Consider the following 24,973-nt stretch of genomic DNA (forward strand, 5'->3'; position numbering starts at 1 on the left):
CTCTTAACTTTTAACCTTCACCGTTCGCGTTATCGGCATCTTTCGGTGCCGAACGACCGCGAAAATCAATCAGGCTGTCGACGATGGCCAGGACCACCAGCAACGGATAGATCAGCTGCATGAACAGCAACAGCGTTACGTACAACCCCACCAGCCAGAATTTGGCCAGTCGCTTGCGCGCCACCAGCCCGTGAATCAGGGCCAGCCCGGCGAACACCAGCGGTACGCTGCACAACGGCGTCAACATGGCCATCTGCGGACCGATATTCGGCCCCAGAAGCATGCACGCCAGCAGCAACATCGCCGGCAACAGCGGGAAGCGGATGGCGCGAAACTCGCGACCAAAACCGCCCGGGTTGTACAACAACGCCTGCCAGTAGCGCCCGACAAGCAGGCTCAGCAAGCTGACGATTTGCAACAACGCCGCAATCAGGCCGGTCAGGACCGGTGCAATCAGGGACGCGAAACGCGCTTGTTCGTCTACCGACAACTTCTGGTAGACATCGCCGAGAAGCGACGGCATGACTTTGATCAAAGCCTGCGCCAGCATCTCGATCTGGGGAGCAAAAGCTGTCCCCAACACCACTGAAAACACCACCCCCATCGCTATGCTGACCAGCAGCACGCGGTTCCAGGACTCGCTTGCGCGCAAAACCAACGCAAGGCTCGCAGACCCCAGCAGCACCAGAAGTGCCCGTGGGTCATCGGAGTAAAGCCACCAGAGCAATGCCGGCAGCAGTCCCAGAGCAAGAACACCCAGGGCATCCTTCAATCCGCGCCGCAGGAGCACAAGGCATCCGGCGGCAGCACCCAACCAATACAACAACGGCATCGCCGCGCATCCAGCCACTACCAGAGTGGCCTGCATACGGCCGCGCATGATGAACTCAGCTATGGCGCGCATGCATTCAATCCTTTGCTACGAGTCGACTGCCCGGTCTCAGCGGCCGTGGCTGTCGGTGTAGGCCAGCAGGGCCAGGAAGCGGGCGCGCTTGATAGCGGTGGCCAGCTGACGCTGATAACGAGCTTTGGTACCGGTGATGCGGCTTGGAACAATTTTGCCGGTCTCGGATACGTAGGCTTTCAGAGTGTTGAGATCTTTGTAATCGATCTCTTTCACGTCTTCAGCGGTGAAGCGGCAGAATTTACGACGACGGAAGAAACGTGCCATTTGATAGGCTCCTTAAAAGGTCCGTGGATTACTCGTCAGCGTTATCGCTGTTGTCGCTGTCATCACTGTCAGCGCTTTCAGCGCCTTCGTGCTCAGGACGGTCGCGACGCTCACGGCGCTCACTGCGGTTTTCTTCAGCCTTGAGCATCTCGGACTGGCCGGTAACGGCTTCGTCGCGACGGATGACCAGGTTACGGATCACTGCATCGTTGTAGCGGAAGTTGTCTTCCAGCTCGGCCAGGGCCTTGCCAGTGCACTCAACGTTCAGCATCACGTAGTGAGCCTTGTGAACATTGTTGATTGCGTAGGCCAGTTGACGACGGCCCCAATCTTCCAGACGGTGGATTTTGCCGCCGTCTTCTTCGATCAGCTTGGTGTAACGCTCAACCATGCCGCCGACTTGCTCGCTTTGATCCGGGTGGACCAAAAAGATGATTTCGTAATGACGCATGAATGCTCCTTACGGGTTGTAGCCTGCCGCTCAAAAGCGGTCAGACAAGGAGTGAATGACACTTATGGACTTGCGGACGCTAGACACGTGGGTGCCTGCCATCACAGCAAGGGGCGCAATTGTAGAGAAGGGAACTGGGGGGCGCAAGGTAATTGGTGATTATTTGAACAACCACCAACTTATGCCACACCACAAAACGCTGTGGGAGCTGGCTTGCCAGCGCCTACATTGGCTCGTGCGCTGATCAGGACTTCTTGGCAGCAGCCTTGGCTTTGACGCTGCGCTGGCGCTGCGCTTCGAACAGGCACACGCCCGTCGCCACGGACACGTTGAGACTGCTGACGCTACCGGCCATCGGCAGATTGACCAGGTAGTCGCAATGCTCGCGGGTCAGGCGACGCATGCCCTTGCCTTCGGCGCCCATGATCAGGATCGTCGGGCCGGTCAGGTCTTGGTCATACAGGCTGACTTCAGCTTCACCGGCCGTACCGACCACCCACAAGCCGCGCTGCTGGAGTTTTTCCAGGGTGCGCGCCAGGTTGGTCACAGCAACCAACGGAATCACTTCCGCCGCACCGCAGGCGATTTTTCGTACAACCGGCGTCAACGTGGCCGACTTGTCCTTCGGCACGATCACCGCCAGCGCACCTGCCGCATCGGCAGAACGCAGGCAGGCACCAAGGTTGTGCGGATCGGTCACGCCGTCGAGCACCAGCAACAGCGGTGCACCGTCGGTGCGATCGAGCAGCTCGTCGAGCATTGCCTCGCCCCAGACCTGGCTCGGACTCACGTCCGCCACCACGCCTTGGTGCACGCCTTCAACCCAGGCGTCCATTTCACGACGCTCGGCCTGACCGACCTGGACGCGGTTTTCGTTGGCCAGCTCAATCAGCGTCTGGACCCGCGGATCATTGCGGCCTTCGGCCAGCCAGATCTGCTTGACGCGTTTCGGGTGATGACGCAACAGCGCTTCTACGGCATGTACGCCGTAGATCTTTTCCAACTGACTCATGACTTGGCCTTCGGTTTACGCGCCCCGCCGCTTTTGGCAGCTGGAGCGGAGCCCGCTTTTGGCGGGCCTTTACGATGTTTGCTCGGTTTGGCTGGCTTGCCGCCGACGGCCTTTTCAGGCGCCGACCGACTGGTCTTTCCCCCAGACGCCGCTTTACCGCCGCTTTTGGCACCGGCGAGCAACGCCTGTTTCATTTCACGACTTTTGCGCACTTCGGCATTTTTCGCCGCGGCGTCGCTCGGACGGTAAGCCTCTACAGCGCCAGCCTTCTCTTTGGCAGGACGACGACCGGTTTTCGCCGGGGCCGGCTCCGCTTCGACTTTCGCGGCAGGTGCCGCGCTATCTGCACCGCGCTTTTTGCGACCAATCGGCGCGCTGATGGTTTTTTCGGCCATCTCGAAGTCGATCTTGCGTTCGTCGAGGTCGACGCGCATGACCCGCACTTCCACGGTGTCGCCCAGGCGGAAGCTGCGACCGGTACGTTCACCGGCGAGGCGGTGGTGCACAGGATCGAAGTGGTAGTAATCGCCCGGCAGCGCGGTGACGTGCACCAGGCCTTCGACGTAGATATCGGTCAGTTCGACGAACAGGCCAAAACCGGTCACGGCGGTGATCACACCCGGGAACGACTCACCGACGCGATCCTTCATGAACTCGCACTTGAGCCAGTTCACAACGTCGCGGGTCGCTTCGTCGGCACGGCGCTCGCTCATCGAGCATTGCTCGCCGAGTTGCTCCAGGGCCGCTTCGTCGTACGGATAGATGCGCGCCTTCGGAATGGTCATCGCACCGGCACGGCGAACGTGCGGGGTGTTCTGCTTCGAATGGATCACGCTGCGGATGGCGCGGTGCGTGAGCAAGTCCGGGTAGCGGCGGATCGGCGAGGTGAAGTGGGTATAGGCTTCGTAGTTCAGGCCGAAGTGGCCCTGGTTATCGGCGCTATAAACCGCTTGGCTCAACGAGCGCAGCATGACGGTCTGGATCAGGTGGAAATCCGGGCGATCCTTGATACCGGCCAGCAGGGCCTGGTAGTCCTTCGGCGACGGACCATCCTTGCCTTTGTGCAGGGACAGGCCAAGCTCACCGAGGAAGGCACGCAGTTTTTCCAGGCGCTCCGGTGGCGGGCCATCGTGAACGCGGTACAGCGCAGGAATCTCGTGCTTCTTCAGGAATTCGGCGGTGGCCACGTTGGCCGCCAGCATGCATTCCTCGATCAGCTTGTGCGCGTCGTTGCGCACGGTCGGCCGGATCTCGGCGATCTTGCGCTCGGAACCGAAGATGATCCGGGTTTCCTGGGTTTCGAAATCGATCGCGCCACGGACGTGACGCGCCGCCAGCAACACCTTGTACAGCGAGTACAGTTGTTTGAGGTGCGGCACCACGTCGGTGTATTCACCGCGCAGCTTGCGCCCTTCGGTGGCTTTCGGCGTTTCCAGCATCGCGCTGACCTTGTTGTAGGTCAGGCGAGCATGGGAGTGGATCACCGCTTCGTAGAAGCAGTAGTCGGTCATTTCGCCGGATTTGGAGATGGTCATCTCGCAAACCATGGCCAGACGGTCGACTTGCGGGTTCAGCGAGCACAGACCGTTGGACAACTGCTCAGGCAGCATCGGGATCACGCGCTCAGGGAAGTACACCGAGTTGCCGCGCACCTGGGCTTCGGCGTCCAGCGCCGAACCGAGTTTCACGTAGCTGGACACGTCGGCAATCGCCACGTACAGCTTCCAGCCGCCGGAGAACAGGCGCAGCTTGCCCGGACGGGCTTCGCAGTACACCGCATCGTCGAAGTCGCGGGCATCTTCGCCGTCAATGGTGACGAACGGCAGATGGCGCAGGTCGATGCGTTTCTCTTTGTCTTTCTCTTCGACTTCCGGCTTGAGCTTGCCGGCTTCCTTGAGCACGGCGTCCGGCCAGACGTGAGGAATGTCGTAGGTACGCAGGGCAACGTCGATTTCCATGCCCGGCGCCATGTAGTTGCCCACCACTTCAACCACGTCGCCTTGCGGCTGGAAGCGTGGCGTCGGCCAGTGAGTGATCTTCACTTCGACGAACTGTCCGACCTGCGCGTTGGCGTTACGGCCCGGCGTCACCAGCACTTCTTGCTGAATCTTCGGATTGTCGGCAACCACAAAGCCGATGCCGCCTTCTTCGAAGTAACGGCCAACGATGGTTTCGTGAGCGCGGGACACCACTTCGACGATCATGCCTTCGCGACGACCGCGACGGTCCAGGCCGGAAACCCGCGCCAGGGCACGGTCGCCATCGAACACCAGGCGCATTTGCGCCGGGCTCATGAACAGGTCGTCACTGCCGTCGTCGGGAACCAGGAAGCCGAAGCCATCGCGGTGACCGCTGATGCGGCCCAGGATCAGATCGAGCTTGTCCACCGGCGCGTATGTGCCGCGACGAGTGTAAATAAGCTGAGCATCGCGCTCCATGGCGCGCAGGCGGCGGCGCAGGGCTTCGATCTGGTCTTCTGTGGTCAGACCAAACTCTTCGACCAGCTGCTCGCGGTTAGCAGGCGAACCTCTATCAGCAAGGTGCTGAAGGATCAGTTCGCGGCTAGGAATAGGGTTTTCATATTTTTCCGCTTCACGAGCGGCCTCGGGATCGAGGGACTGCCAATCGGCCATTAGAGAGTTTTCACCTTGTCTATATGCGGGTTAGTTTGGCATAGGCGTAATGAAACGGGAAATTTCAGGCTAAGACGACCTGTCTAAAGCCCTGTATCGATACCAAAAAGCTGTTTTGCAGACCGCTGGCGAAATTTTCCAGGTTTTTTTGATTACGGGGGTTTACAGTTAAAAAGACGCTCCGTATAGTGCGCGCCATCGACGACGCAGACGCATGTCGATACTGCCCAGATGGTGAAATTGGTAGACACGCCAGCTTCAGGTGCTGGTGACCGCAAGGTCGTGGAAGTTCGAGTCTTCTTCTGGGCACCAATTTCGAGCTTGAGATTAGATCAATTTCAAGGCTCACACAAAAACCCGCGAAAGCGGGTTTTTGCATTCTGAAGGCCAGGTTTTATTAATTTTAAAATCAGGGGTTTACAGATCAAAACGCTCTCCGTATAGTGCGCCACATCAACAGCGGCAACGCTTGCGATGAATGCCCAGATGGTGAAATTGGTAGACACGCCAGCTTCAGGTGCTGGTGACCGCAAGGTCGTGGAAGTTCGAGTCTTCTTCTGGGCACCAATTCAAATTCAAGGTTGCGACCTTGGATTTCACGAAAACCCGCGAAAGCGGGTTTTTGCGTTTCTGATATTTAAAAACCGAAACAACACCATTCATGTGGCGAGGGGGCTTGCCCCCGTTCGGCTGCGAAGCAGTCGTAAACCCGGCAAATGCGGTGTGGCGAAGTTTGCGCTGAGGCCGCTTCGCGACCCAACGGGGGCAAGCCCCCTCGCCACAAAAGCTCTCCGCTCGCCGCACCTATCAAGCGTCCTTCAACATCGCAACGCGCGTTTGAGAAACAATATCGTTTATCATTGTTGCAAGTTTTTGCAATGCGACAGTGAGGAACCCTGCGAATGATGTTTCGAAATACCCTGCGCCGCGGTCTGACCATTACCCTGCTCGGCCTGGCACTCGCCACTCCCCTCACCCAAGCCGCCGATCCGGTTGCGCTGACCCTCTACAACGGCCAACACAAGGAAGTCGGCGACGCCGTCGCCAAAGCCTTCGAAGCCAGGACCGGTATCCACGTCAATGTGCGCAAGGGCAGCAGCAACCAGCTCGCCAGCCAGATCGTCGAAGAGGGCGATCGCTCCCCCGCCGACGTCATCTACACCGAAGAGTCGCCACCGCTGAACAAACTCGGTGAACAAGGCCTGCTCGCCAAGACCGATGACACCACGCAAGCGGTTCTGCCCAAGGAATACGTCGCCAGCAACGGTACCTGGATTGGCGTAACCGCCCGGGTACGCGTTGTCGCCTACAACCCAAAACTGGTCGATGAAAAAGACCTGCCGAAGTCGGTGATGGAATTCTCCAACCCGGCATGGCAAGGCAAGGTCGGGTTCGTGCCGACCAGCGGCGCCTTCCAGGAACAGGCCGTGGCGATCATCAAGGTCCACGGCAGGGACGCTGCCGAAGAATGGCTGACGGGCCTTCGCGCCTTCGGCAAGACCTACAGCAACAACATGGTTGCGTTGAAAGCGGTGGAGAACGGCGAGGTCGCCACCGTGCTGGTCAACAACTACTACTGGTTCGCCCTGCAACGCGAAAAAGGCCAGCTCGATTCGAAGCTGCACTACTTCACCGATGGCGATGTTGGCGGGCTCATTACCGTGTCCAGCGCAGCGGTCCTGAAATCCAGCAAACACCCCAAAGAAGCCCAGCAATTGCTCGCCTTTATGGCCAGCGAGGAAGGCCAACGCGTGATCACCCAGACCACCGCCGAATACCCGCTGCACAAAGGCATGGAATCTGATCGCGGCCTCAAGCCCTTCAGCGAATTGCAGGCGCCCAACGTGACGCCAGCCGACCTCGGCAATGCCGACGAAGCCCTGGACCTGGAACGTGACGTTGGCTTGAACTGATGAGCGCGTCGCTTTCTGCAACCAACTTGCGCAGCAATACCGCTCCCCGCCGCAAGCGTCCACCGATTGGACTGGTGTTGCCGGTATTGCTGCTGGTCGTCCTCAGCCTCCTGCCGCTGGCCTATGTCGGTCTCAAAGCCTGGCAGGCAGGCTGGGCCGAAGCCCTGCACCTGTTGTGGCGGCCCTATGTGTTTGGCCTGCTGCGTAACACGCTTGCGTTGATGCTGGGTGTTACCTTTACCTGCGGCGTGATCGGCCTGTCACTGGCATGGCTGCTCGAACGTAGTCAGCTGGCGGGGCGGCGGATTTGGGGCGTGATCCTGTGCCTGCCGTTTGCCGTACCGGCATTCGTCAGCAGTTTCACCTGGGTTTCCCTCAGCGCGCATTTCGAAGGGCTTGGCGGGGCGATCCTGGTGATGAGCCTGTCGAAGTACCCGCTGATTTTTCTGCCGGTAGCAGCGACCCTGCGCAATCTCGATCCTTCGCTGGAAGAATCGGCCCGAACGCTGGGGCAAAATCGCTGGGGCGTGTTTTTTCGCGTCACCCTTCCGCTGCTCTGGCCCTCGCTGCTGGCGGGCTCGCTACTGATCGCCTTGCACATGCTGGTGGAGTTCGGCGCCCTGTCGATCATCGGCCTGCAAACCTTTACCACGGCGATCTACCAGCAGTTCGAACTGGAGTTCAGCAACGCCAATGCAGCGATGCTTTCGGCCGTGCTACTGATGCTGTGCCTGACGCTGCTGTGGCTGGAATTGCGCGTGCGTGGCAAAGGTCGACACGTGCGCACCGGCCAAGGCGCTGCACGACAGGCGGAACAGGTTCATTTGGGACCGTGGGCAGTAGCGGGACAACTTTACTGCCTGCTGCTGGCCATCATTGGCAGCGGGATTCCACTGGGCATGCTGGTCTACTGGCTGGTGGTGGGCTCGTCGGCCGCCTTTCCCGTAGCGACCATCGGCGAGGCACTGCTGTCCTCCCTTGCGTTGTCCCTGGGCGGCGCGGCGTTGTGCCTGGTGCTGGCGGTGCCGGTCGGCCTGGTGGTCGTGCGCTACAAAGGTCAATTGGCGATCTGGGCCGAGCGCTTGCCGTATCTGCTGCATGCCCTGCCGGGGCTGGTGATTGCCCTGACGCTGGTGTACTTCGCCCTGCACTACGTGCCGATGCTCTATCAGACGTCCGCACTTCTGCTGATCGCCTATGCCTTGCTTTTTTTGCCGCTGGCTCAGGCGCCAATCCGCACAGCCCTGAACAAGGCCGCGCCGCAGCTAGAGGAAGCGGCGCGCACGCTGGGCGCATCGTCATTCAGTGCTTTTTGCCGAGTGACCCTGCCGATAATTTTCCCGGCGTTGGGCGCGGCTTTTGCGCTGGTGTTTCTGGATGCGATGAAGGAACTGACCGCCACGCTGCTGCTGAGCCCGACCGGGCTGAACACCTTGGCGACGGAAGTCTGGGCGCATACCGCCAATGTCGAGTTTGCGGCGGCGGCGCCTTATGCGGCGTTGCTGATTCTGGTGTCGGGGTTGCCGGTCTATTTGCTGACAACACGGATGTACTTGAGCCGTTAAGACCGCTTTCGCGAGCAGGCTCCCACACAGTGATTGCTCAATAGTAGGAGCGAGCCCGCTCGCGAAGGGGCTGGCACTGACAACAGGTCAAGCCCTGAACTGCCCCAGGCTCGCCTTCAACTGCGCCGCCAGGCCATCAAGCACCTTGCCGCTGGCCGTGGTTTCAACGACCGCTTGCGCAGCCTTCTCGGCCTGGGCATGAATGGTCTGCACCCGCCCACGCACGGCCTGCGCACCTTGAGCCTGATGCGCCGCGGCCTGAGTGGCCAAACCAATCGCCGCATGAACCTGCTCGACCGAGGCCTGCACCGACTGCTGCAACCGCGCACTGTCACGCAACACCAGCAAGCCTTCGTTCGCCTGGCGCCCGGCCTGGCCAATCGCCGCCACCGCCTCACGCGCACCTTGCTGCAAGGCCACGATGTGCGCCTGAATGTCGCCAGTGGAACTCTGCGTCTTGCTCGCCAATGCCCGCACTTCATCTGCCACCACCGCGAAGCCGCGCCCGGTCTCACCGGCACGCGCGGCCTCGATGGCAGCATTCAGCGCCAACAGGTTGGTCTGCTCGGCGATCCCGTGAATCACCGTCAACACCACTTCAATCTGTTCACTTTGCTGCGCGAGGCGCTCGATCACCTGCGCACCGGTGTTGACCTGCCCCGCCAGCTCTTCGATCAGGCTGCCGACTTTCGCCGAGGTCCGGGTGTTCTCATCGGTGGCCTGGCGAATGTCCACGACTTGTTTCAACGCCGCCTGCATGGCGTGGCTTTCCGACTGCGCCTCATCAGCCATTTGCGAGAGCGCACGCAGGCTCTCCGCCACTTCGTCGCGCTGCATCCCCGCTGCTGCATCCGCACCGGCGTTGCGCAGGGTCATGGCACCAATCTCGACACCGGTACGCTGGGCCACATCGCCCGCCTCACGCACGATCGGTTGCAACTTATCGACAAAGCGATTGACCGCGGAGGCCATGTCGCCGATTTCGTCCTTGCTGTTGATCTGCACACGCTTGGTCAGATCACCCTCGCCCGCCGCCAGGTCATCCATGGCAACAATCAGCATTTTCAGGCGATTGACCACCCGGCGACCGAGCACCACCGCCAGCAACAGCAGCACACCAAATCCCACCACCGCCAGGCAGACGCCGATGCGCCAGCGCAAAGTCGCCGCCGCTTCCTGCACCGTACTGGTGGTGTTGGCTTTCATTTCTGCCGCCGTGGCCTGGGCTGACTGCAAGCGCGAACGCATCGCCGAAGCACTGTCGGCAGCCGCACCCTTGAGGCTGTCGCCGACCAACTGATCGCTGCTGGCAATCAATGCCGAGAAGCGCTTGTCGAGCGCAGCGAGGTCGGCCTCTACCGAAGCGGTCGAGACGCCCATCAGCACCTTGCCGATTTCCACCCCGTTGGGGTTGATCGAGGCCTCGATGTAGAAGACCGACGGATCGTTCTTCGCAGCATCGAGCACCTTGTCCAGCGCACGTTCGCCCTGGCCTTTTTCCAGCAACGCCTTGTTGATCGGGTTTTCCCGGTTGAGGTAGCGCGTCAGGTGCTGGCCGGTGGCGTCGTCATACACCACGAACAGCACATTCGGATTGCGCTGGGCCCGGCGAGCAAACTCGGAAAGCGTCGGCACGTCGTTGTCCCACATGGCGCGCGGCGCGACCGAGGCCAGGAGCTGTGCCATGTCGCTGGCAGAGTCCTTCAGGTCCTTTTCCAGCGTCGCACGCAATTGCGCCTGCTCTTCCTCGAGTCGCGAGGACAAACCGGCCGTCAGGCGCTGACGGGTACTGCTGGAGAGGTTGTCCAGGCTGGACGTGACTTCGCGCCCGGCTTGCTCAAGCTCAGCGGAAAGTTTTTGACTGTCCGCCCCCAGTCGCGTGCCCAGATCGGCTTCCAGCGCGGTCACTGTGCTCCGGGTCAGGGCAACAGCCACCAGCACCTGCACCAAAAGGGCGATACCAAGGGTAACGAACACGGGCCGCAACAAACGGCTTTGTAACAGTGAGAGAACGGCCGACACTGTGAATCCCTCTACTTTGACGCCATTAAATTGATGGCACTCTTTTCGGGATATTTACAGCAAAGGTCATGCCGTTCAGCAGGCATAAACGACAAAGGCCCCAAATAAGGGGCCTTTGTGTTTTACATCAACAGCTTATCAAGCAAACGGATGGCGCAGTACGATGGTTTCGTTGCGGTCCGGGCCCGTCGAAATAATGTCGATCGGCGCGCCGATCAGCTCTTCAACGCGCTTGATGTAAGCACGGGCGTTGGCCGGCAGCTCTTCCAGGGTTTTGGCGCCCACGGTCGACTCGGTCCAGCCTGGCACTTCTTCGTACACAGGCTGTAGGCCCACGTAGCTATCAGCGTCAGTCGGCGCAACAGCATTGCCTTGTGCATCCTTGTAGCCGACGCAGATGTTGATGGTTTCCAGACCGTCGAGTACGTCCAGCTTGGTCAGGCAGATGCCCGAGATGCTGTTCACATCGATAGCGCGACGCAGGATAACAGCGTCGAACCAGCCGCAACGACGAGCACGGCCGGTCGTGGCGCCGAACTCGTGACCTTGTTTGGCCAGGTGCGCACCGACTTCGTCGAACAGCTCAGTCGGGAATGGACCCGAACCTACACGCGTGGTGTAGGCCTTGGTGATGCCCAGGATGTAGTCCAGGAACATAGGGCCTACGCCCGAACCGGTCGCAACGCCGCCAGCGGTGGTGTTGGAGCTGGTCACGTACGGGTAGGTGCCGTGGTCGATGTCCAGCAGCGAACCCTGGGCGCCTTCGAACATGATGTCCTTGCCAGCGCGACGCAGGTCGTGCAGCTCGGCAGTCACGTCCAGCATCAGCGGCTTTAGCAGCTCAGCGTATTCCTTGCACTCGGACAGGGTCTTGTCGAATTCAATGGCTGGCTCTTTGTAGTAACCCACCAGCATGAAGTTGTGGTAGTCCACCAGTTCACGCAGCTTGTCTTCAAAGCGCGGCATGTTGAGCAGGTCGCCAACACGCAGGCCACGACGTGCGACCTTGTCTTCGTAGGCCGGGCCGATACCGCGACCGGTAGTACCGATCTTCAGCTCGCCACGGGCCTTTTCACGGGCCTGGTCCAGCGCGACGTGGAAGGACAGGATCAGCGGGCAGGAAGGGCTGATGCGCAGGCGCTCGCGCACCGGCACGCCTTTCTCTTCCAGCTTGGTGATCTCGCGCAACAGGGCGTCAGGTGCAACCACTACGCCATTACCGATCAGGCACTGCACGCCTTCGCGCAGCACGCCCGAGGGGATCAGGTGCAAGACAGTTTTTTCGCCGTCGATCACCAGGGTGTGACCCGCGTTGTGGCCACCCTGGTAGCGCACTACGGCGGCAGCATGTTCGGTCAGCAGATCAACGATCTTGCCTTTGCCCTCATCACCCCATTGGGTGCCCAGGACTACGACATTCTTACCCATAACACTTGTCCTCATTCGCGCAAACTTGGTGCCGGCGGCAGCCGGCAGGAAAACTCAAGAAGCCAGTGGCGATACTTGCCAAAGCCCGTTCTGCTGGATCAATTGCCGGTCGCAGTCCGCTTCACGGGCGGCGGCCAATGGCTGTCCAGGCAACGCCTGAACGACACGCTGACCCTCACTGCGCAACTGGCAAACCTGCTGCCAGAGTGCCGCATCCGTACTGTCAGGCATCCAGATACCGCCAGACGGTAGCTCGATTTCAGCACGCCCCAGGGTCACCAGGGTTTTCAAATCGGTAGAGAAACCGGTTGCCGGGCGCGCACGACCGAAGTCGGCGCCGATGTCGTCGTAACGACCGCCCTGGGCAATGGACTGGCCTACACCCGGCACGAACACCGCGAACACCACGCCGGTGTGGTAGTGGTAGCCACGCAACTCGCCGAGGTCAAAATACAGCGGCAGATCCGGGAAGCGCACGGACAGTCGCTCGGCAATCGCCAGCAAATCGTCCAGTGCCGCCAGGACCGGGGCCGGCGCCTTGGCCAGGCGATCACGGGCTGCGGCCAGCACTTCGCGGCCACCACACAAATCGACCAATGCGCGCAGCATGCCCGACAGATCGGCCGGCAGGCCTTCGGTCAAGGTAATGACCTCGTCGATGGCCTTGCGTTGCAACGCATCGAACAACTGCTGCTCGACTTCACCGGACAAACCGGCGGCGCGGGCCAGGCCGCGATAGATACCGACATGGCCGAGGTCCATGTGCACATCCGGCACATCGGCCAGTTGCAGCATGGCCAGCATCAGGCTGATGACTTCGACGTCGCTGCTCGGGCTGGCGTCGCCGTACAACTCGGCGCCCAACTGGATCGGGCTGCGCGAGGACGACAAGGCGCGAGGCTGGGCATGCAGCACGCTACCGGCGTAGCACAGGCGGCTCGGGCCTTCGCGGCGCAGGGTGTGCGCATCGATGCGGGCTACTTGTGGCGTGATGTCTGCGCGAAACCCCATCTGCCGACCCGATTGCGGGTCGATGACCTTGAAGGTGCGCAAATCCAGGTCCTGGCCCGCGCCGGTCAGCAGGGATTCCAGGTACTCGATATGGGGAGTCACGACAAACTCGTAACCCCAGCTCTGGAACAGATCCAACACCTGACGACGCGCGACTTCAATACGCGCCGCTTCAGGTGGCAGTACTTCTTCGATGCCATCTGGCAGAAGCCAGCGGTCTACCGTTGCCATTACGCCTTCCCCTATCTCCGGGCAGCCAGCCTGTCGGCGAGCCTTGAGTGAAGCAGAAAATGATCGGCCCATGCACAAACCCCGCGCATGAGCGACGAAGCGAAAAGCCTTTTCCGGCTTCGCCAACCACTTTCCTCGAAAAACCTGTCAGGCCAATCGGCCCGGCATCTGCTTGAAACAGCAATCAAACGTGCAGACGCAAAAAAGCCGGGAATTTCCCGGCTGCCGCATCATACACACGTTTTCCCAAAGGATCACCCCGCCAGCGCTTTTAGCCGCCCGGCGGAGTGATTCAGGTCAACGTCGTATCAAGGCTTGGCTTTTTCCAGGTAGTGGAAGAAGTCGCTGCTTGGGTCGAGGACCATGACGTCGGATTTGTTCGCGAAGCTTTCACGGTAGGCACGCAGGCTACGGTAGAACGCGTAGAACTCCTGATCCTGACCGTAGGCCTTGGAGTAGATCGCAGCGGCCTGGGCGTCGCCGTCACCGCGAATCTCTTCGGATTCACGATAGGCTTCAGCCAGCAGCACGCGGCGTTGACGATCGGCGTCGGCACGGATGCCTTCAGCCAGTTCGTTACCCTTGGCGCGGTGCTCGCGAGCTTCACGCTCACGCTCGGTGCTCATACGTTCGAACACGCTGCGGTTTACTTCTTTTGGCAGGTCGATGGTCTTGACCCGGACATCGACGACTTCGATGCCCAGTTCTTTCTCGGCCATCTTGTTCAGCGAAGCCGTGATGTCGGCCATCAGCGCATCGCGCTCACCGGACACCACTTCGTGCAGGGTGCGCTTACCGAACTGGTCGCGCAGGCCCGATTCCAGACGACGGGACAGACGCTCGTCGGCGATCTGCTTGAGGCCGGAGGTCGCGGTGTAGAAACGCTCGGCGTCCTTCACGCGCCACTTGGCGTAGGCATCGACCATGACGGCTTTCTTTTCCAGCGTCAGGAAGCGTTGTGTCGGTGCATCCAGCGTCATCAGGCGGGCGTCGAATTTACGCACCTGGTTAACGTAAGGCACCTTCACGTGCAGACCTGGCTGAACATCGGCCTGGACCACGCGACCGAACTGCAGCAACACCGCACGCTCGGTCTGAGCCACGATGTAGAAGCAGTTCCAGGCAGCGATCGCCACGACGACGCCGACAATAAGGGCGATCAGCGATTTATTGCTCATCAGCGACTCTCCCTGGTACGTGCTTGCTGTTGCTGCAGATCAGCTGCCGCACGCGCATTCGCTTCATTGCTGGTAGCTGCCGCGCTGGTCACCGGAGTGCTGGTGCTGCGACCACTGTCGATCATCTTGTCCAGAGGCAGGTACAGCAGGTTGCTCTGGCCGTTCTTGTTTCCGGTCACGAGTACCTTGCTGGTATTGCTGAAGACTTCCTGCATGGTGTCCAGGTACAGACGCTGGCGGGTGACTTCAGGGGCCTTGCGATACTCGGCGACCAACTTGGTGAAGCGATCGGCCTCACCCTTGGCGCGCGAGACGGTCTCGTCACGGTAACCATTGGCATCCTCGAGGATGCGCTGGGCCTGACCACGGGCTTCCGGCACGACGCCGTTGGCATAGGTTTCAGCCTGGTTGCGCGAACGCTGCTCATCTTCACGGGCACGGATCACGTCATCGAAGGCTTCCTGGACTTCACGCGGTGCCGCTGCGCTCTGAACGTTGACCTGGGTGACGGTGATACCGGTGCGATAGGTGTCCATGAAGCGTTGCAGGCGCTCCTTGATTTCGCTGGCCATCAATTCACGACCTTCGGTCAACACCTGGTCCATCGCGGTGGAACCCACCACATGGCGCAAGGCGCTGTCGGTCGCGTGTTGCAGGCTGATTTCCGGCTGATCGACGCTCAGCACGAAGTCCTGCAGGTTGCTGATCTTGTACTGCACGGTCAGGGGCACTTCGACGATGTTCTCGTCTTCGGTCAGCATCTGGCCCTGCTTGGTGTAGGCACGCTCACGCGTGACGTTTTCCATGTACTTCTTGTCGATCGGCGGGAAGTAGATATTCAGGCCAGGACCCACGGTTTCGTAGTACTTGCCGAAGCGCAGCACCACGGCTTGCTCCTGCTCGTCGACCACGTAGACCGCGCTGTACAGCCATACGGCAGCCAGCACGACCAGGCCAATGCCGAGCAGGCCGCCAAAGCCGCCACTCTTGCCCGGACCACCGCCGTCATCACCACCGCGTTTCTTACCACCACCGAACAAACCGTTCAGGCTTTCCTGCAGCTTTCGGAAGGCCTCGTCGAGATCTGGTGGTCCCTTGCGGTCGCCGTTGTTACGGCGCTTGCCACCCCAAGGATCCTGATTATTCGAGTTGCCACCCGGCTCATTCCAAGCCATAGCGCTCTCCATCTGATAAAGCAAAGACGCACCCACGGCGCGCCGGCCAATGCTACAGAATGCCTGTCACCACGACACAACCGCTTTCTCAGGCTTTTATTGCAAAGTGTGTTGCTCGATGAACTCCGTCGGCACAACGCCCTCACGGCTGACCAGTCGATTGAGCTCCGAGCGCGGCAATCGAACGGCCAGCAAGCTGACACCTTCTTCGTCGTATTCTTCTTTCTGTACCGCGCCCAGCTCGAAAAACTGCGCACGCAGACGCGCAAAGCGTTGAGGCAGGCGCAGCGTACCGACAAACAACTCACTGCCCAACAACTCCGCAATAGCTTGCTCAAGCAATTCCAGACCACTGCCATCACGCGCCGAAAGCCAGACCCGTTGAGGCTTGCCGTTTTCGTCGCGCTGGATTTGTGGCTCAACGCCTTCAAGCAAATCGAGTTTGTTATAGACCTCGAGGATCGGCAAGTCCTGGGCCCCGATCTCGCCCAGCACGACCATCACCTGCTCGATTTGCAACATCCGATCCGGTTCGGCCGCATCGATCACGTGCAGCAGCAGGTCGGAGTTGCTCGACTCTTCGAGCGTAGACCGGAATGCTTCGACCAGCTTGTGCGGCAAATGGCGAATGAAACCCACGGTGTCGGCCAGGACAATCGGCCCCAGGTCGTCCAGTTCCAGACGGCGCAGGGTCGGGTCCAGCGTGGCAAACAGCTGGTCAGCGGCGTACACGTCGGACTTGGTCACGTTATTGAACAGCGTGGATTTACCGGCGTTGGTGTACCCCACCAGAGACACGGTAGGGATATCCGCACGCGAGCGGCCGCGTCGCGACTGCTCGCGCTGGCTGCGCACCTTTTCCAGGCGACCCTTGATCTGGCGCAAACGAACCCGCAGCAGGCGCCGGTCGGTTTCGAGCTGGGTTTCACCCGGGCCACGCATGCCGATGCCGCCGCCTTGGCGCTCAAGGTGAGTCCAGCCGCGAACCAGCCGGGTGCTCATGTGGTCAAGCTGGGCCAGTTCTACCTGGAGCTTGCCTTCATGAGTACGGGCGCGCTGGGCGAAAATATCGAGAATCAGACCGGTACGGTCGATCACGCGACACTCGAAAACACGTTCGAGGTTACGTTCCTGACTGGGTGTGAGGACGTGATTGAAGATCACCAGATCGGCTTCTTCGGTGTGGACCAGGTCGCGAAGTTCCTCGACCTTGCCGCTACCAATCAGGAATTTGGCGGTTGGCCGATGACGCGGCACGTTAAAAAACGCGACGGTCTCGGCGCCAGCCGAATTAGCCAACTCCTGAAACTCCTGCGGATCTTCGCGCGCCTCAGGGTCCTGTCCATCCAAGTGAACGAGGATGACTCGCTCACCACCACCGTGGCGCTCAAAGAACAAAGGAGACTCCTATCAGGCGTTACCTGGCTCAGTGTCACCCGCTTCGGATTCGGTTGCGCTAGGCAGACGAATTGGACGAACCGGTACCACTGTCGAGATAGCGTGCTTGTAGACCATTTGGCTTACGGTGTTTTTCAGCAGGATGACGAACTGGTCGAACGACTCGATCGTGCCTTGCAGTTTGATACCGTTGACCAGGTAGATGGACACCCCAACTTTCTCTTTACGTAAAGTATTCAAGTAAGGGTCTTGTAGCGAATGCCCTTTTGACATGTGCCGCACTCCTTTAAGGATTCAATATAAAAAATAGGTAATTCAGATGGCTTTAGCCGCCACACCCCCAAGGATAGACGGCAATTGCAAGGACTCACCTCAATATGGAGATGGTCCCAAGGTATTTCAAGGCGCGTGGCAGATTGTCGCAATCGAGACTGTCCAGCCAATGCAGATCAGTCCAGCTGCGCAGCCAGGTGAACTGGCGTTTCGCCAATTGGCGCGTGGCAATGATTCCACGCTCCTGCATCTCGGCTGACGTCAGCTTGCCATCCAGGTGATCCCAGACTTGGCGGTAGCCTACTGCACGTATAGACGGCATCCCGGCATGCAGGTCACCTCTATTACGCAGGGCTACGACCTCGTCAATGAATCCCTGTTCCAACATTAAAGTGAATCTTTGTTTAATTCTCTCGTGAAGTACCTGACGATTTGCCGGGGCAATGGCCAAGTTCGCGACAGTATAGGGCAATTGTTGCTGTCCCGAAGCGGCTGCTTCAGTACTTTGCGCACTTTGTTGCAAACGCAGGGCGGTCATGCTCTGACCGCTGACACGATAAACTTCCAGTGCCCGACTCAAACGCTGCGGGTCGTTCGGATGAATCCGCGCCGCGGAAACCGGGTCGATGGTCGCCAATTGGTCGTGCAAGGCTTGCCAGCCAAGGCGTGCAGCCTCTTCTTCGATTTGCGCACGCACATCCGGATCGGCCGCCGGCATGTCGGCCAGGCCGTCCGTCAAAGCCTTGTAATAGAGCATTGTGCCGCCCACCAGCAACGGAATTTTTCCGCGTGCGGTGATCTCGGCCATGGCTTGCAGGGCGTCACGGCGGAAATCCGCAGCCGAATAACTCTCGGCAGGGTCGAGAATATCGATCAGGCGATGCGGATGCTGCGCCAGCAACTCTTTCGAAGGTTTGGCGGTGCCGATGTCCATGCCGCGGTAGACGAGCGCCGAGTCGACGCTGATCAGCTCACAAGGCAGGACCTTGGTGAGTTCGATGGCCAGGTCGGTCTTGCCGGCGGCGGTCGGGCCCATCAGGAAAATCGCAGGGGGGAGCTGACTCATCAACGACCGCGCAAGAACAGTTTGTCCAGATCGTCCAGGCCCAGCTGGGTCCAGGTCGGTCGGCCATGGTTGCATTGACCGCTGCGCTCGGTGTTTTCCATGTCGCGCAGCAGACCGTTCATTTCCGGCAGGGCCAGACGCCGGTTCGCCCGTACCGCACCGTGGCAGGCCATGGTTCCGAGCAATTCGTTCAGGTGCGCCTGGATGCGGTCGCTGGTGCCGTACTCCATCAGGTCAGCGAGCACGTCGCCCACCAGCCGGTTGGCTTCAGCCTGCTTGAGCAGCGCCGGAATCTGCCGGATGGCCAGGGTTTCCGGGCCCAGGCGCTGCAATTCGAAGCCCAGTCGCTGGAACCACGCGACATGCTCCTCGGCGCAATCGGCCTCGCGCTGACTGAGGGCCAAGGTCTCGGGCACCAGCAATGGCTGGCCGCTCAAGCCTTCGTTGGCCATTGCCACCTTCAAGCGCTCGTACATGATCCGCTCGTGGGCGGCGTGCATGTCCACCAGCACCAGGCCCTGGGCGTTTTCCGAAAGGATGTAGATGCCCTTGAGTTGTGCCAGTGCGTAACCCAGTGGCGGGATGTCGTCCTGCCCGGCCGGCAGCGCACTGGCATTGGCTTCGGGCAGTGGCGCAAAAAACTCGCGATAGGCGGCCTGCGCTTCGGCAGCCGGGACAGCGGACTGCGGACGCGGTGTGTACTGATACTGATAACCCGCGCCAGCACCCGAACCGGCCGGTGCATTGAACGAAGGCTGAGCCTGAGGCTGCTCCAGCAGCGCATTGGCGGCCAGGCGCATTTCGCCCTGGGGGCCGAATTCACCGGCTTCGAGCCCGCTGGGCCGGACGATGGCCGTGGCCACCGGCGCCGCCAGATGATCGTCCGGGCGCACATCGCCCAAGGCCCGGTGCAAGGTGCCATACAGGAAGTCGTGAACCATGCGCCCCTCACGGAAGCGCACTTCGTGCTTGGTTGGGTGCACGTTCACATCGACGCCGGTCGGGTCGACTTCAAAAAACAGCACGAAGGTCGGATGCCGTCCGTTGAACAGCACGTCGCGATAGGCCTGGCGCACCGCGTGGGCCACCAGTTTGTCGCGCACCGCACGGCCATTGACGAAGAAATACTGCAAATCCGCCTGGCTGCGGTTGAAGGTCGGCAACCCGACCCAGCCCCACAGGTGCAGGCCATTGCGTTCGATCTCGATTGGCAGCGCCTGCTCGAGGAAGCCCGGCCCGCAGATCGCCGCCACTCGCCGTGCGCGGGCCGCATCATCATGGGCCTCATGCAGGCTGAGGATGGTCTTGCCGTTGTGGCGCAAATGGAACGCCACATCGAAACGCGCCAGGGCCAGGCGCCGGATCACTTCCTGCAGGTGATCGAATTCGGTTTTTTCAGTCTTGAGGAACTTGCGTCGCGCCGGGGTATTGAAGAACAGGTCACGCACTTCAACCGATGTCCCCACCGGATGCGCGGCAGGCTGTACGCGGGGCGCCATGTCCCGGCCTTCAGTCTCGACCTGCCAGGCCTGATCGGCGTCGCGGGTGCGGGAAGTCAGGGTCAGCCGCGCGACGGAGCTGATCGATGCCAGCGCTTCACCGCGAAAGCCCAGGCTCATGACCTGTTCGAGGTCTTCCAGGTTGCGGATCTTGCTGGTGGCGTGACGGGCCAGGGCCAACGGCAGGTCATCGGCAGAAATCCCACTACCGTCGTCGCGCACCCGCAGCAGCTTGACACCACCCTGCTCGACATCGACGTCGATGCGTTTGGCGCCGGAGTCGAGGCTGTTTTCCAACAGTTCCTTGATCACCGAAGCCGGGCGCTCGACCACCTCGCCTGCCGCGATCTGGTTCGCCAGGCGCGGGCTGAGCAGTTCGATACGAGCGCCGTTGTTCACGACCTGATTCATTCCTTGGCCGCCAGTTCAGTGCCCGGAATGGTCAGGTGCTGACCGACCTTAAGCTCATCGCTCGACAGCTTGTTGACACTGCGCAGGGTCGCTGGCGACACCTGGTAGCGCACGGCGATCATGGCCAGCGTTTCACCCGGACTGACGCGGTGGTCACGTGGGCCCTGGACGATTTTGCCGGAGTCGCGCAGCCAGGCGATGTAGGTGCCCGGCGGCGGGTTTTGCTGGAAGAACTGGCGCACACCGCTGCTGATCGAACGCGCCAACGCCTGCTGATGGCTCGACGCGGCGAGCTTGGAAGCCTCGTTGGCGTTGGAAATGAAGCCGGTTTCCACCAGGATCGACGGAATGTCCGGCGACTTCAGCACCATGAACCCGGCCTGTTCCACCCGCTGCTTGTGCAGTGGCGTGACCCGACCGATGTTGCTCAGCACCTTCTGGCCAACGTTCAGGCTGGAGGTCAACGACGCGGTCATCGACAGGTCCAGTAACACACCGGCGAGCATACGGTCCTTGTCATCGAGGCTGACGTTGCCGGCACCGCCGATCAGGTCGGAACGGTTTTCACTGTCGGCCAGCCAACGGGCGGTTTCCGAAGTGGCACCACGATCGGACAGGGCGAATACCGACGCCCCAAACGCAGCAGCGGACGGCGCGGCGTCAGCGTGAATCGAGACAAACAGGTCGGCGCCTTTCTTGCGGGCGATTTCGGTACGGCCGCGCAGCGGAATGAAGTAGTCGCCGGTACGGGTCAGTTCAGCGCGGAAGCCTTTCATGCCGTTGACCTGCCGCTGCAGTTCACGGGCGATCGCCAGCACCACGTCTTTCTCGCGCTGACCACGGGAGCCTGAGGCCCCAGGGTCTTCGCCACCGTGACCGGCGTCGATCACGACAATGATGTCGCGCTTGCCGGCCGGGGCCGGAGGTAGCTTGATCGCCGGCTCCGCAGGCGTGACAGGCACCGCCGGCACCGTGGCAACCGAAGGCGCAGGCGTTGGCGGCGGTGCGGCATCTGCCGCGTTGTCGAACAGGTCGACCACCAGTCGGTTGCCGTATTGGGCGTTGGGCGCCAGGGAGAAGCTTTTCGGGGTAACGGCCTTTTTAAGGTCGATGACCACCCTCAGGTCGGTCGGCGTGCGTTGCGCCGAGCGCATGGCGGTAATAGGCGTGTTCGAGGTGTTGACGTTGAGCGGTGCGCCGAGGGTCGCACCGTTGATGTCGATCACCAGGCGATCCGGAGCCGTCAGGGTAAAGACGCTGTGTTGCACCGGGCCTGTCAGGTCAAACACCAGTCGTGTGTTGTCCGGCGCCCGCCACAGGCGAACGCTGTTGACCTTCGTATCGGCCACGGCGTCGACGGTCACCGCCAAAAACAACACCCCTACGGCAGCCACCAACGCGCGAAAGCGCATACCTAACCCCATCATCTATTTGGATTCCAATGCCAAAGCGGCACTCCAGGCCTCGCCACGCGAGCCCTGAGGCAAAATTTTCAGCGAACGACCGCTGTTATGCGGGCTAATGGTAATGGTCAGGTCCGGCTTTGGCAAAAAGCCTGCACCTTTGCCCGGCCATTCGATCAGGCACAAGGCATCGTCTTCGAAGTAGTCGCGAATGCCGAGAAACTCCAGCTCTTCCGGGTCGACCAGGCGGTACAGGTCGAAGTGAAAGGCGCGGATAGCGCCGATTTCATAGGGCTCGACGAGGGTGAACGTCGGACTCTTGACCGCCCCGACATGGCCCAGGCCGCGAATGATACCCCGCGACAACGTGGTCTTGCCCATCCCGAGGTTGCCCTCCAGGAAGATCAGGCCGTGGCCCTGGGTAATGCAGGCAATGCGTGCGCCAAAGTCGGTCATGGCCTGCTCGTCGGCCAGGTACAGGGTTACTTCAGACACGGTGCTTGCTCCTCCAACAACTGACGAATGGCTGGAATCAGATCACTGGCCGCCAGTCCACGGCCGAATTTACCTTGTTGCGCCCCGGCATTGGCGTGCAGCCAGACCGCCAGGCAGGCCGCGTCGTATGACGCCATGTCTTGGGCAAGCAGCGCGCCGACCAGCCCGGCCAGCACATCGCCCAGCCCTGCGGTGGCCATCGCCGGGTGCCCCTGATGACAGACAGCCAGCCGCCCGTCGGGGCTGGCGATCAGGCTGCCGGCGCCCTTGAGTACCACGACCGCCGAATACTTACGACTCAATGCATGAGCCGCTGCCGGTCGATCGGCCTGAACCTGCGCTGTACTCATTCCAAGCAAGCGCGCCGCTTCGCCAGGATGCGGGGTGATCACGCAATCGCTGGGCAAACTCACGCGCTCTTCGGCCAACAGATTCAGCGCGTCGGCGTCCCAGACTTGCGGCAATGGAGCATTGGCGGCGGCCGATAAAAGGCTGCGCCCCCAACCCGCCTGCCCCAGCCCCGGGCCGACCACCAACACGGAAACCTTTTGCAGCAAACCCATCAGCTGATTGGCCGACGACACACCCAGCACCATCGCCTCGGGGATTCGTGCCAGCGCGGCGGGCACGTGCTCGCTGCGGGTCGCCACCGAGACCATGCCAGCCCCACTGCGCAGCGCACTTTGCGCGCTCAACAGGATCGCGCCACCCAACCCGCGATCGCCGCCGATCAGCAATACGTGACCAAATTGACCCTTGTGGGAAGCCGGTGCCCGCGCCGCTGGACGCGGCAGGTTGGCAGCGTTCAAGCGACGAGCGGTGAACGCGGCGCCCTCTATCAACTGAGGGTCGGCCTGCAGGTCATTGAACAGCAACTCGCCCACTACATTGGCCGCCTCGCCGGTGAACAACCCCAGCTTCAAACCGATGAACGTCACCGTCAGGTCGGCCCGTACCGCCTGACCGAGGATACGACCGGTGTCGGCGCACAGCCCCGAAGGGATATCCACCGCTGCGACCGGCAGCCCGCTGGCATTGATCGCCGCGATGGCGCCGGCATACGGCTCACGCACCTCGCCGCTCAGGCCGGTGCCGAGCAAAGCATCCAGCACCACGCCGCGCAATCCCGATTGTGCTGTCCACGGTTCGATGAGTACGTTTTCAGAGAGCGCCTCGGCGTGGGCCAACGCAGCGTCTCCCTGCAAGCGTTGCAGATCCCCTACCGTCAGCACCCGAACCGTCCAGCCGGCACGCTGGGCCAACGTGGCCACCAGATAGCCGTCGCCAGCATTGTTGCCATGCCCGGCCAGCACGCTCAGTTCATTCGCGGTGGGCCATTGCCGCACCAGCGCCCGCCAGGTCGCCCGCGCCGCGCGCTGCATCAATTCGAAGCCCGGCGTACCGGCCGGGATCAGGCTCGCATCGAGTGCCCGCACTTGCGCGGCGCTGTACAGCGCGTCGGGTAATTCATCTTTAGTGTGCGGCATGCGTCTTTGGGCTCCGATGTCTGGCAGAATTATACGCACCTCAGTTCCGGTTTCTCTCGCCTCATGCCTGCTATTCCTACAGACCTCCCCGCCCTCGCCCAATCCATCAAGGATTGGGGCCGCGAGCTGGGCTTCCAGCAAGTCGGCATCAGCGGCCTCGACCTGGCCGAGCATGAGCAGCACCTGGAGCGCTGGCTCGCCGCCGGCTACCACGGCGAAATGGACTACATGGGCGCCCACGGCAGCAAACGCTCACACCCGGAAGAACTGGTGCCCGGCACGTTGCGCGTGGTTTCCCTGCGCATGGACTACCTGTCCGGCGATACGCAGATGGCCAAAGTGCTCGCCCAACCGGAAAAAGCCTACGTCTCGCGGTATGCCCTGGGCCGTGATTACCACAAGCTGATCCGCAAGCGCGTGCAGCAACTGGCAGAAAAGATTCAGGCTGAAATCGGCCCGTTTGGCTACCGCGCCTTCGTCGACAGCGCACCCGTGCTGGAAAAAGCCATCGCCGAACAGGCCGGTCTGGGCTGGATCGGCAAGAACACCCTGGTCCTGAACCGCAAGGCCGGCAGTTATTTCTTCCTCGCCGAGCTGTTCGTCGACTTGCCGCTACCGGTCGACCCACCCCACGCCACCGAACATTGCGGCCGTTGCAGTGCGTGCCTCGACATCTGCCCGACCAATGCCTTCGTCGGCCCCTATGTACTGGACGCGCGGCGCTGTATTTCGTACCTGACCATCGAACTCAAGGGCGCGATCCCCGAAGACCTGCGGCCCCTGATCGGCAATCGGGTGTTTGGTTGCGATGACTGTCAAATCGTCTGTCCTTGGAACCGTTTCGCCCGTCCGTCTGGAGAAAATGACTTCAAGCCGCGTCATAACCTGGACAACGCCGGGCTGGCGCAATTGTTTTTGTGGGATGAAGAGAGGTTTCTCAGTAGCACCGAAGGCTCACCGCTGCGCCGGACCGGCTATGAAAACTGGTTGCGCAATCTGGCCGTGGGATTGGGGAATGCGCCTTCAACGATCCCGGTGCTGGAAGCGTTGAAGGCGCGGCGCGATTATCCGTCGGCGCTGGTCAGGGAGCATGTCGAGTGGGCGTTGCGCCAACATGCCGAACGACAGGCCACGCCGCTGTAACCAGCGCC

20 protein-coding genes and 2 tRNA genes are annotated in these 24,973 nt (G+C 61.0%); 5 read left to right on the plus strand and 17 right to left on the minus strand.

The genetic code is table 11. The features are described from left to right. Positions 1-10: 10 nt before the first annotated feature. From J1D76_RS10470 to rnr, 5 genes are all read right to left on the minus strand, one after another. On the minus strand, positions 11-904 hold the full coding sequence (locus J1D76_RS10470; RefSeq protein ID WP_421138258.1) for a hypothetical protein: 894 nt from the start codon (positions 902-904) through the stop codon (positions 11-13). Between the two features lie 36 nt (positions 905-940). Next, positions 941-1,171, minus strand: coding sequence for a 30S ribosomal protein S18 (gene rpsR / locus J1D76_RS10475; RefSeq protein ID WP_002551829.1), 231 nt, complete (start codon positions 1,169-1,171; stop codon positions 941-943). 28 nt (positions 1,172-1,199) lie between these two features. Then, positions 1,200-1,622 (minus strand): 30S ribosomal protein S6, encoded by a 423-nt coding sequence (rpsF, locus tag J1D76_RS10480; RefSeq protein WP_008048087.1) that lies wholly within the window; start codon positions 1,620-1,622, stop codon positions 1,200-1,202. A gap of 244 nt (positions 1,623-1,866) precedes the next feature. Next, positions 1,867-2,634: a 23S rRNA (guanosine(2251)-2'-O)-methyltransferase RlmB gene (gene rlmB / locus J1D76_RS10485; RefSeq protein WP_007973273.1), complete on the minus strand. Its 768-nt coding sequence runs from the start codon at positions 2,632-2,634 to the stop codon at positions 1,867-1,869. Continuing rightward, positions 2,631-5,267, minus strand: a complete 2,637-nt coding sequence (gene rnr, locus J1D76_RS10490) for a ribonuclease R (RefSeq protein WP_421138259.1) — start codon at positions 5,265-5,267, stop codon at positions 2,631-2,633. The genes rlmB and rnr overlap by 4 nt, the downstream gene beginning before the upstream one ends. A 225-nt stretch (positions 5,268-5,492) precedes the next feature. Here rnr and J1D76_RS10495 point away from each other — a divergent pair. The 4 genes from J1D76_RS10495 (at position 5,493) to J1D76_RS10510 (ending at position 8,745) form a co-directional block, all read left to right on the plus strand. Beyond that, positions 5,493-5,579, plus strand: a tRNA-Leu gene (locus J1D76_RS10495). Between the two features lie 168 nt (positions 5,580-5,747). Then, positions 5,748-5,834: transfer RNA gene (locus tag J1D76_RS10500), tRNA-Leu, on the plus strand. Positions 5,835-6,169: 335 nt separating this feature from the next. Next, positions 6,170-7,180, plus strand: coding sequence for an extracellular solute-binding protein (locus J1D76_RS10505; RefSeq protein WP_421138260.1), 1,011 nt, complete (start codon positions 6,170-6,172; stop codon positions 7,178-7,180). Then, entirely contained in the window at positions 7,180-8,745 is a 1,566-nt protein-coding gene (locus J1D76_RS10510) for an ABC transporter permease (protein WP_421138261.1), read from the plus strand. The genes J1D76_RS10505 and J1D76_RS10510 overlap by 1 nt, the downstream gene beginning before the upstream one ends. An 87-nt stretch (positions 8,746-8,832) precedes the next feature. On the opposite strand, the gene J1D76_RS10515 is transcribed toward J1D76_RS10510, so the two are convergent. The 12 genes from J1D76_RS10515 to J1D76_RS10570 form a co-directional block, all read right to left on the minus strand. Then, positions 8,833-10,767, minus strand: a complete 1,935-nt coding sequence (locus tag J1D76_RS10515) for a methyl-accepting chemotaxis protein (RefSeq protein ID WP_421138262.1) — start codon at positions 10,765-10,767, stop codon at positions 8,833-8,835. A gap of 138 nt (positions 10,768-10,905) precedes the next feature. After that, positions 10,906-12,195 (minus strand): adenylosuccinate synthase, encoded by a 1,290-nt coding sequence (locus J1D76_RS10520; RefSeq protein WP_421138263.1) that lies wholly within the window; start codon positions 12,193-12,195, stop codon positions 10,906-10,908. A gap of 54 nt (positions 12,196-12,249) precedes the next feature. Further along, positions 12,250-13,437 (minus strand): ATP phosphoribosyltransferase regulatory subunit, encoded by a 1,188-nt coding sequence (locus J1D76_RS10525; protein WP_421138264.1) that lies wholly within the window; start codon positions 13,435-13,437, stop codon positions 12,250-12,252. 308 nt (positions 13,438-13,745) lie between these two features. Beyond that, positions 13,746-14,615, minus strand: a complete 870-nt coding sequence (hflC, locus tag J1D76_RS10530) for a protease modulator HflC (protein ID WP_224535688.1) — start codon at positions 14,613-14,615, stop codon at positions 13,746-13,748. Continuing rightward, the gene (gene hflK, locus J1D76_RS10535; RefSeq protein ID WP_421138265.1) at positions 14,615-15,790 is read right to left on the minus strand and encodes an FtsH protease activity modulator HflK; all 1,176 of its coding nucleotides are present in this window, start codon (positions 15,788-15,790) and stop codon (positions 14,615-14,617) included. The genes hflC and hflK overlap by 1 nt, the downstream gene beginning before the upstream one ends. A 96-nt stretch (positions 15,791-15,886) precedes the next feature. Then, complete coding sequence (hflX, locus tag J1D76_RS10540) at positions 15,887-17,188, minus strand: ribosome rescue GTPase HflX (RefSeq protein WP_421138266.1); 1,302 nt, start codon at positions 17,186-17,188, stop codon at positions 15,887-15,889. Between the two features lie 12 nt (positions 17,189-17,200). Continuing rightward, positions 17,201-17,461, minus strand: coding sequence for an RNA chaperone Hfq (hfq, locus tag J1D76_RS10545; protein WP_057397732.1), 261 nt, complete (start codon positions 17,459-17,461; stop codon positions 17,201-17,203). A gap of 94 nt (positions 17,462-17,555) precedes the next feature. After that, entirely contained in the window at positions 17,556-18,527 is a 972-nt protein-coding gene (gene miaA / locus J1D76_RS10550) for a tRNA (adenosine(37)-N6)-dimethylallyltransferase MiaA (RefSeq protein WP_421138267.1), read from the minus strand. Further along, positions 18,527-20,437 carry a DNA mismatch repair endonuclease MutL gene (mutL, locus tag J1D76_RS10555; RefSeq protein ID WP_421138268.1) on the minus strand — a complete coding sequence of 637 codons (1,911 nt, stop codon included), beginning with the start codon at positions 20,435-20,437 and terminating at the stop codon, positions 18,527-18,529. Before mutL ends, miaA begins: the two co-directional genes overlap by 1 nt. Further along, positions 20,434-21,864: an N-acetylmuramoyl-L-alanine amidase gene (locus J1D76_RS10560; RefSeq protein ID WP_421138269.1), complete on the minus strand. Its 1,431-nt coding sequence runs from the start codon at positions 21,862-21,864 to the stop codon at positions 20,434-20,436. The genes mutL and J1D76_RS10560 overlap by 4 nt, the downstream gene beginning before the upstream one ends. Continuing rightward, a complete protein-coding gene (tsaE, locus tag J1D76_RS10565) occupies positions 21,865-22,335 on the minus strand; it encodes a tRNA (adenosine(37)-N6)-threonylcarbamoyltransferase complex ATPase subunit type 1 TsaE (RefSeq protein WP_421138270.1) in 471 nt (156 codons plus the stop codon). It abuts the gene before it with no gap. Next, positions 22,323-23,822 carry an NAD(P)H-hydrate dehydratase gene (locus tag J1D76_RS10570; protein ID WP_421138271.1) on the minus strand — a complete coding sequence of 500 codons (1,500 nt, stop codon included), beginning with the start codon at positions 23,820-23,822 and terminating at the stop codon, positions 22,323-22,325. Before J1D76_RS10570 ends, tsaE begins: the two co-directional genes overlap by 13 nt. A gap of 63 nt (positions 23,823-23,885) precedes the next feature. Here J1D76_RS10570 and queG point away from each other — a divergent pair, with 63 nt between their 5' ends. Continuing rightward, entirely contained in the window at positions 23,886-24,965 is a 1,080-nt protein-coding gene (gene queG, locus J1D76_RS10575; RefSeq protein WP_421138272.1) for a tRNA epoxyqueuosine(34) reductase QueG, read from the plus strand. Positions 24,966-24,973 lie beyond the last annotated feature (8 nt).

Origin of the sequence: Pseudomonas sp. NFX15 (assembly GCF_049132105.1) — a bacterium.
Lineage (GTDB): Bacteria > Pseudomonadota > Gammaproteobacteria > Pseudomonadales > Pseudomonadaceae > Aquipseudomonas.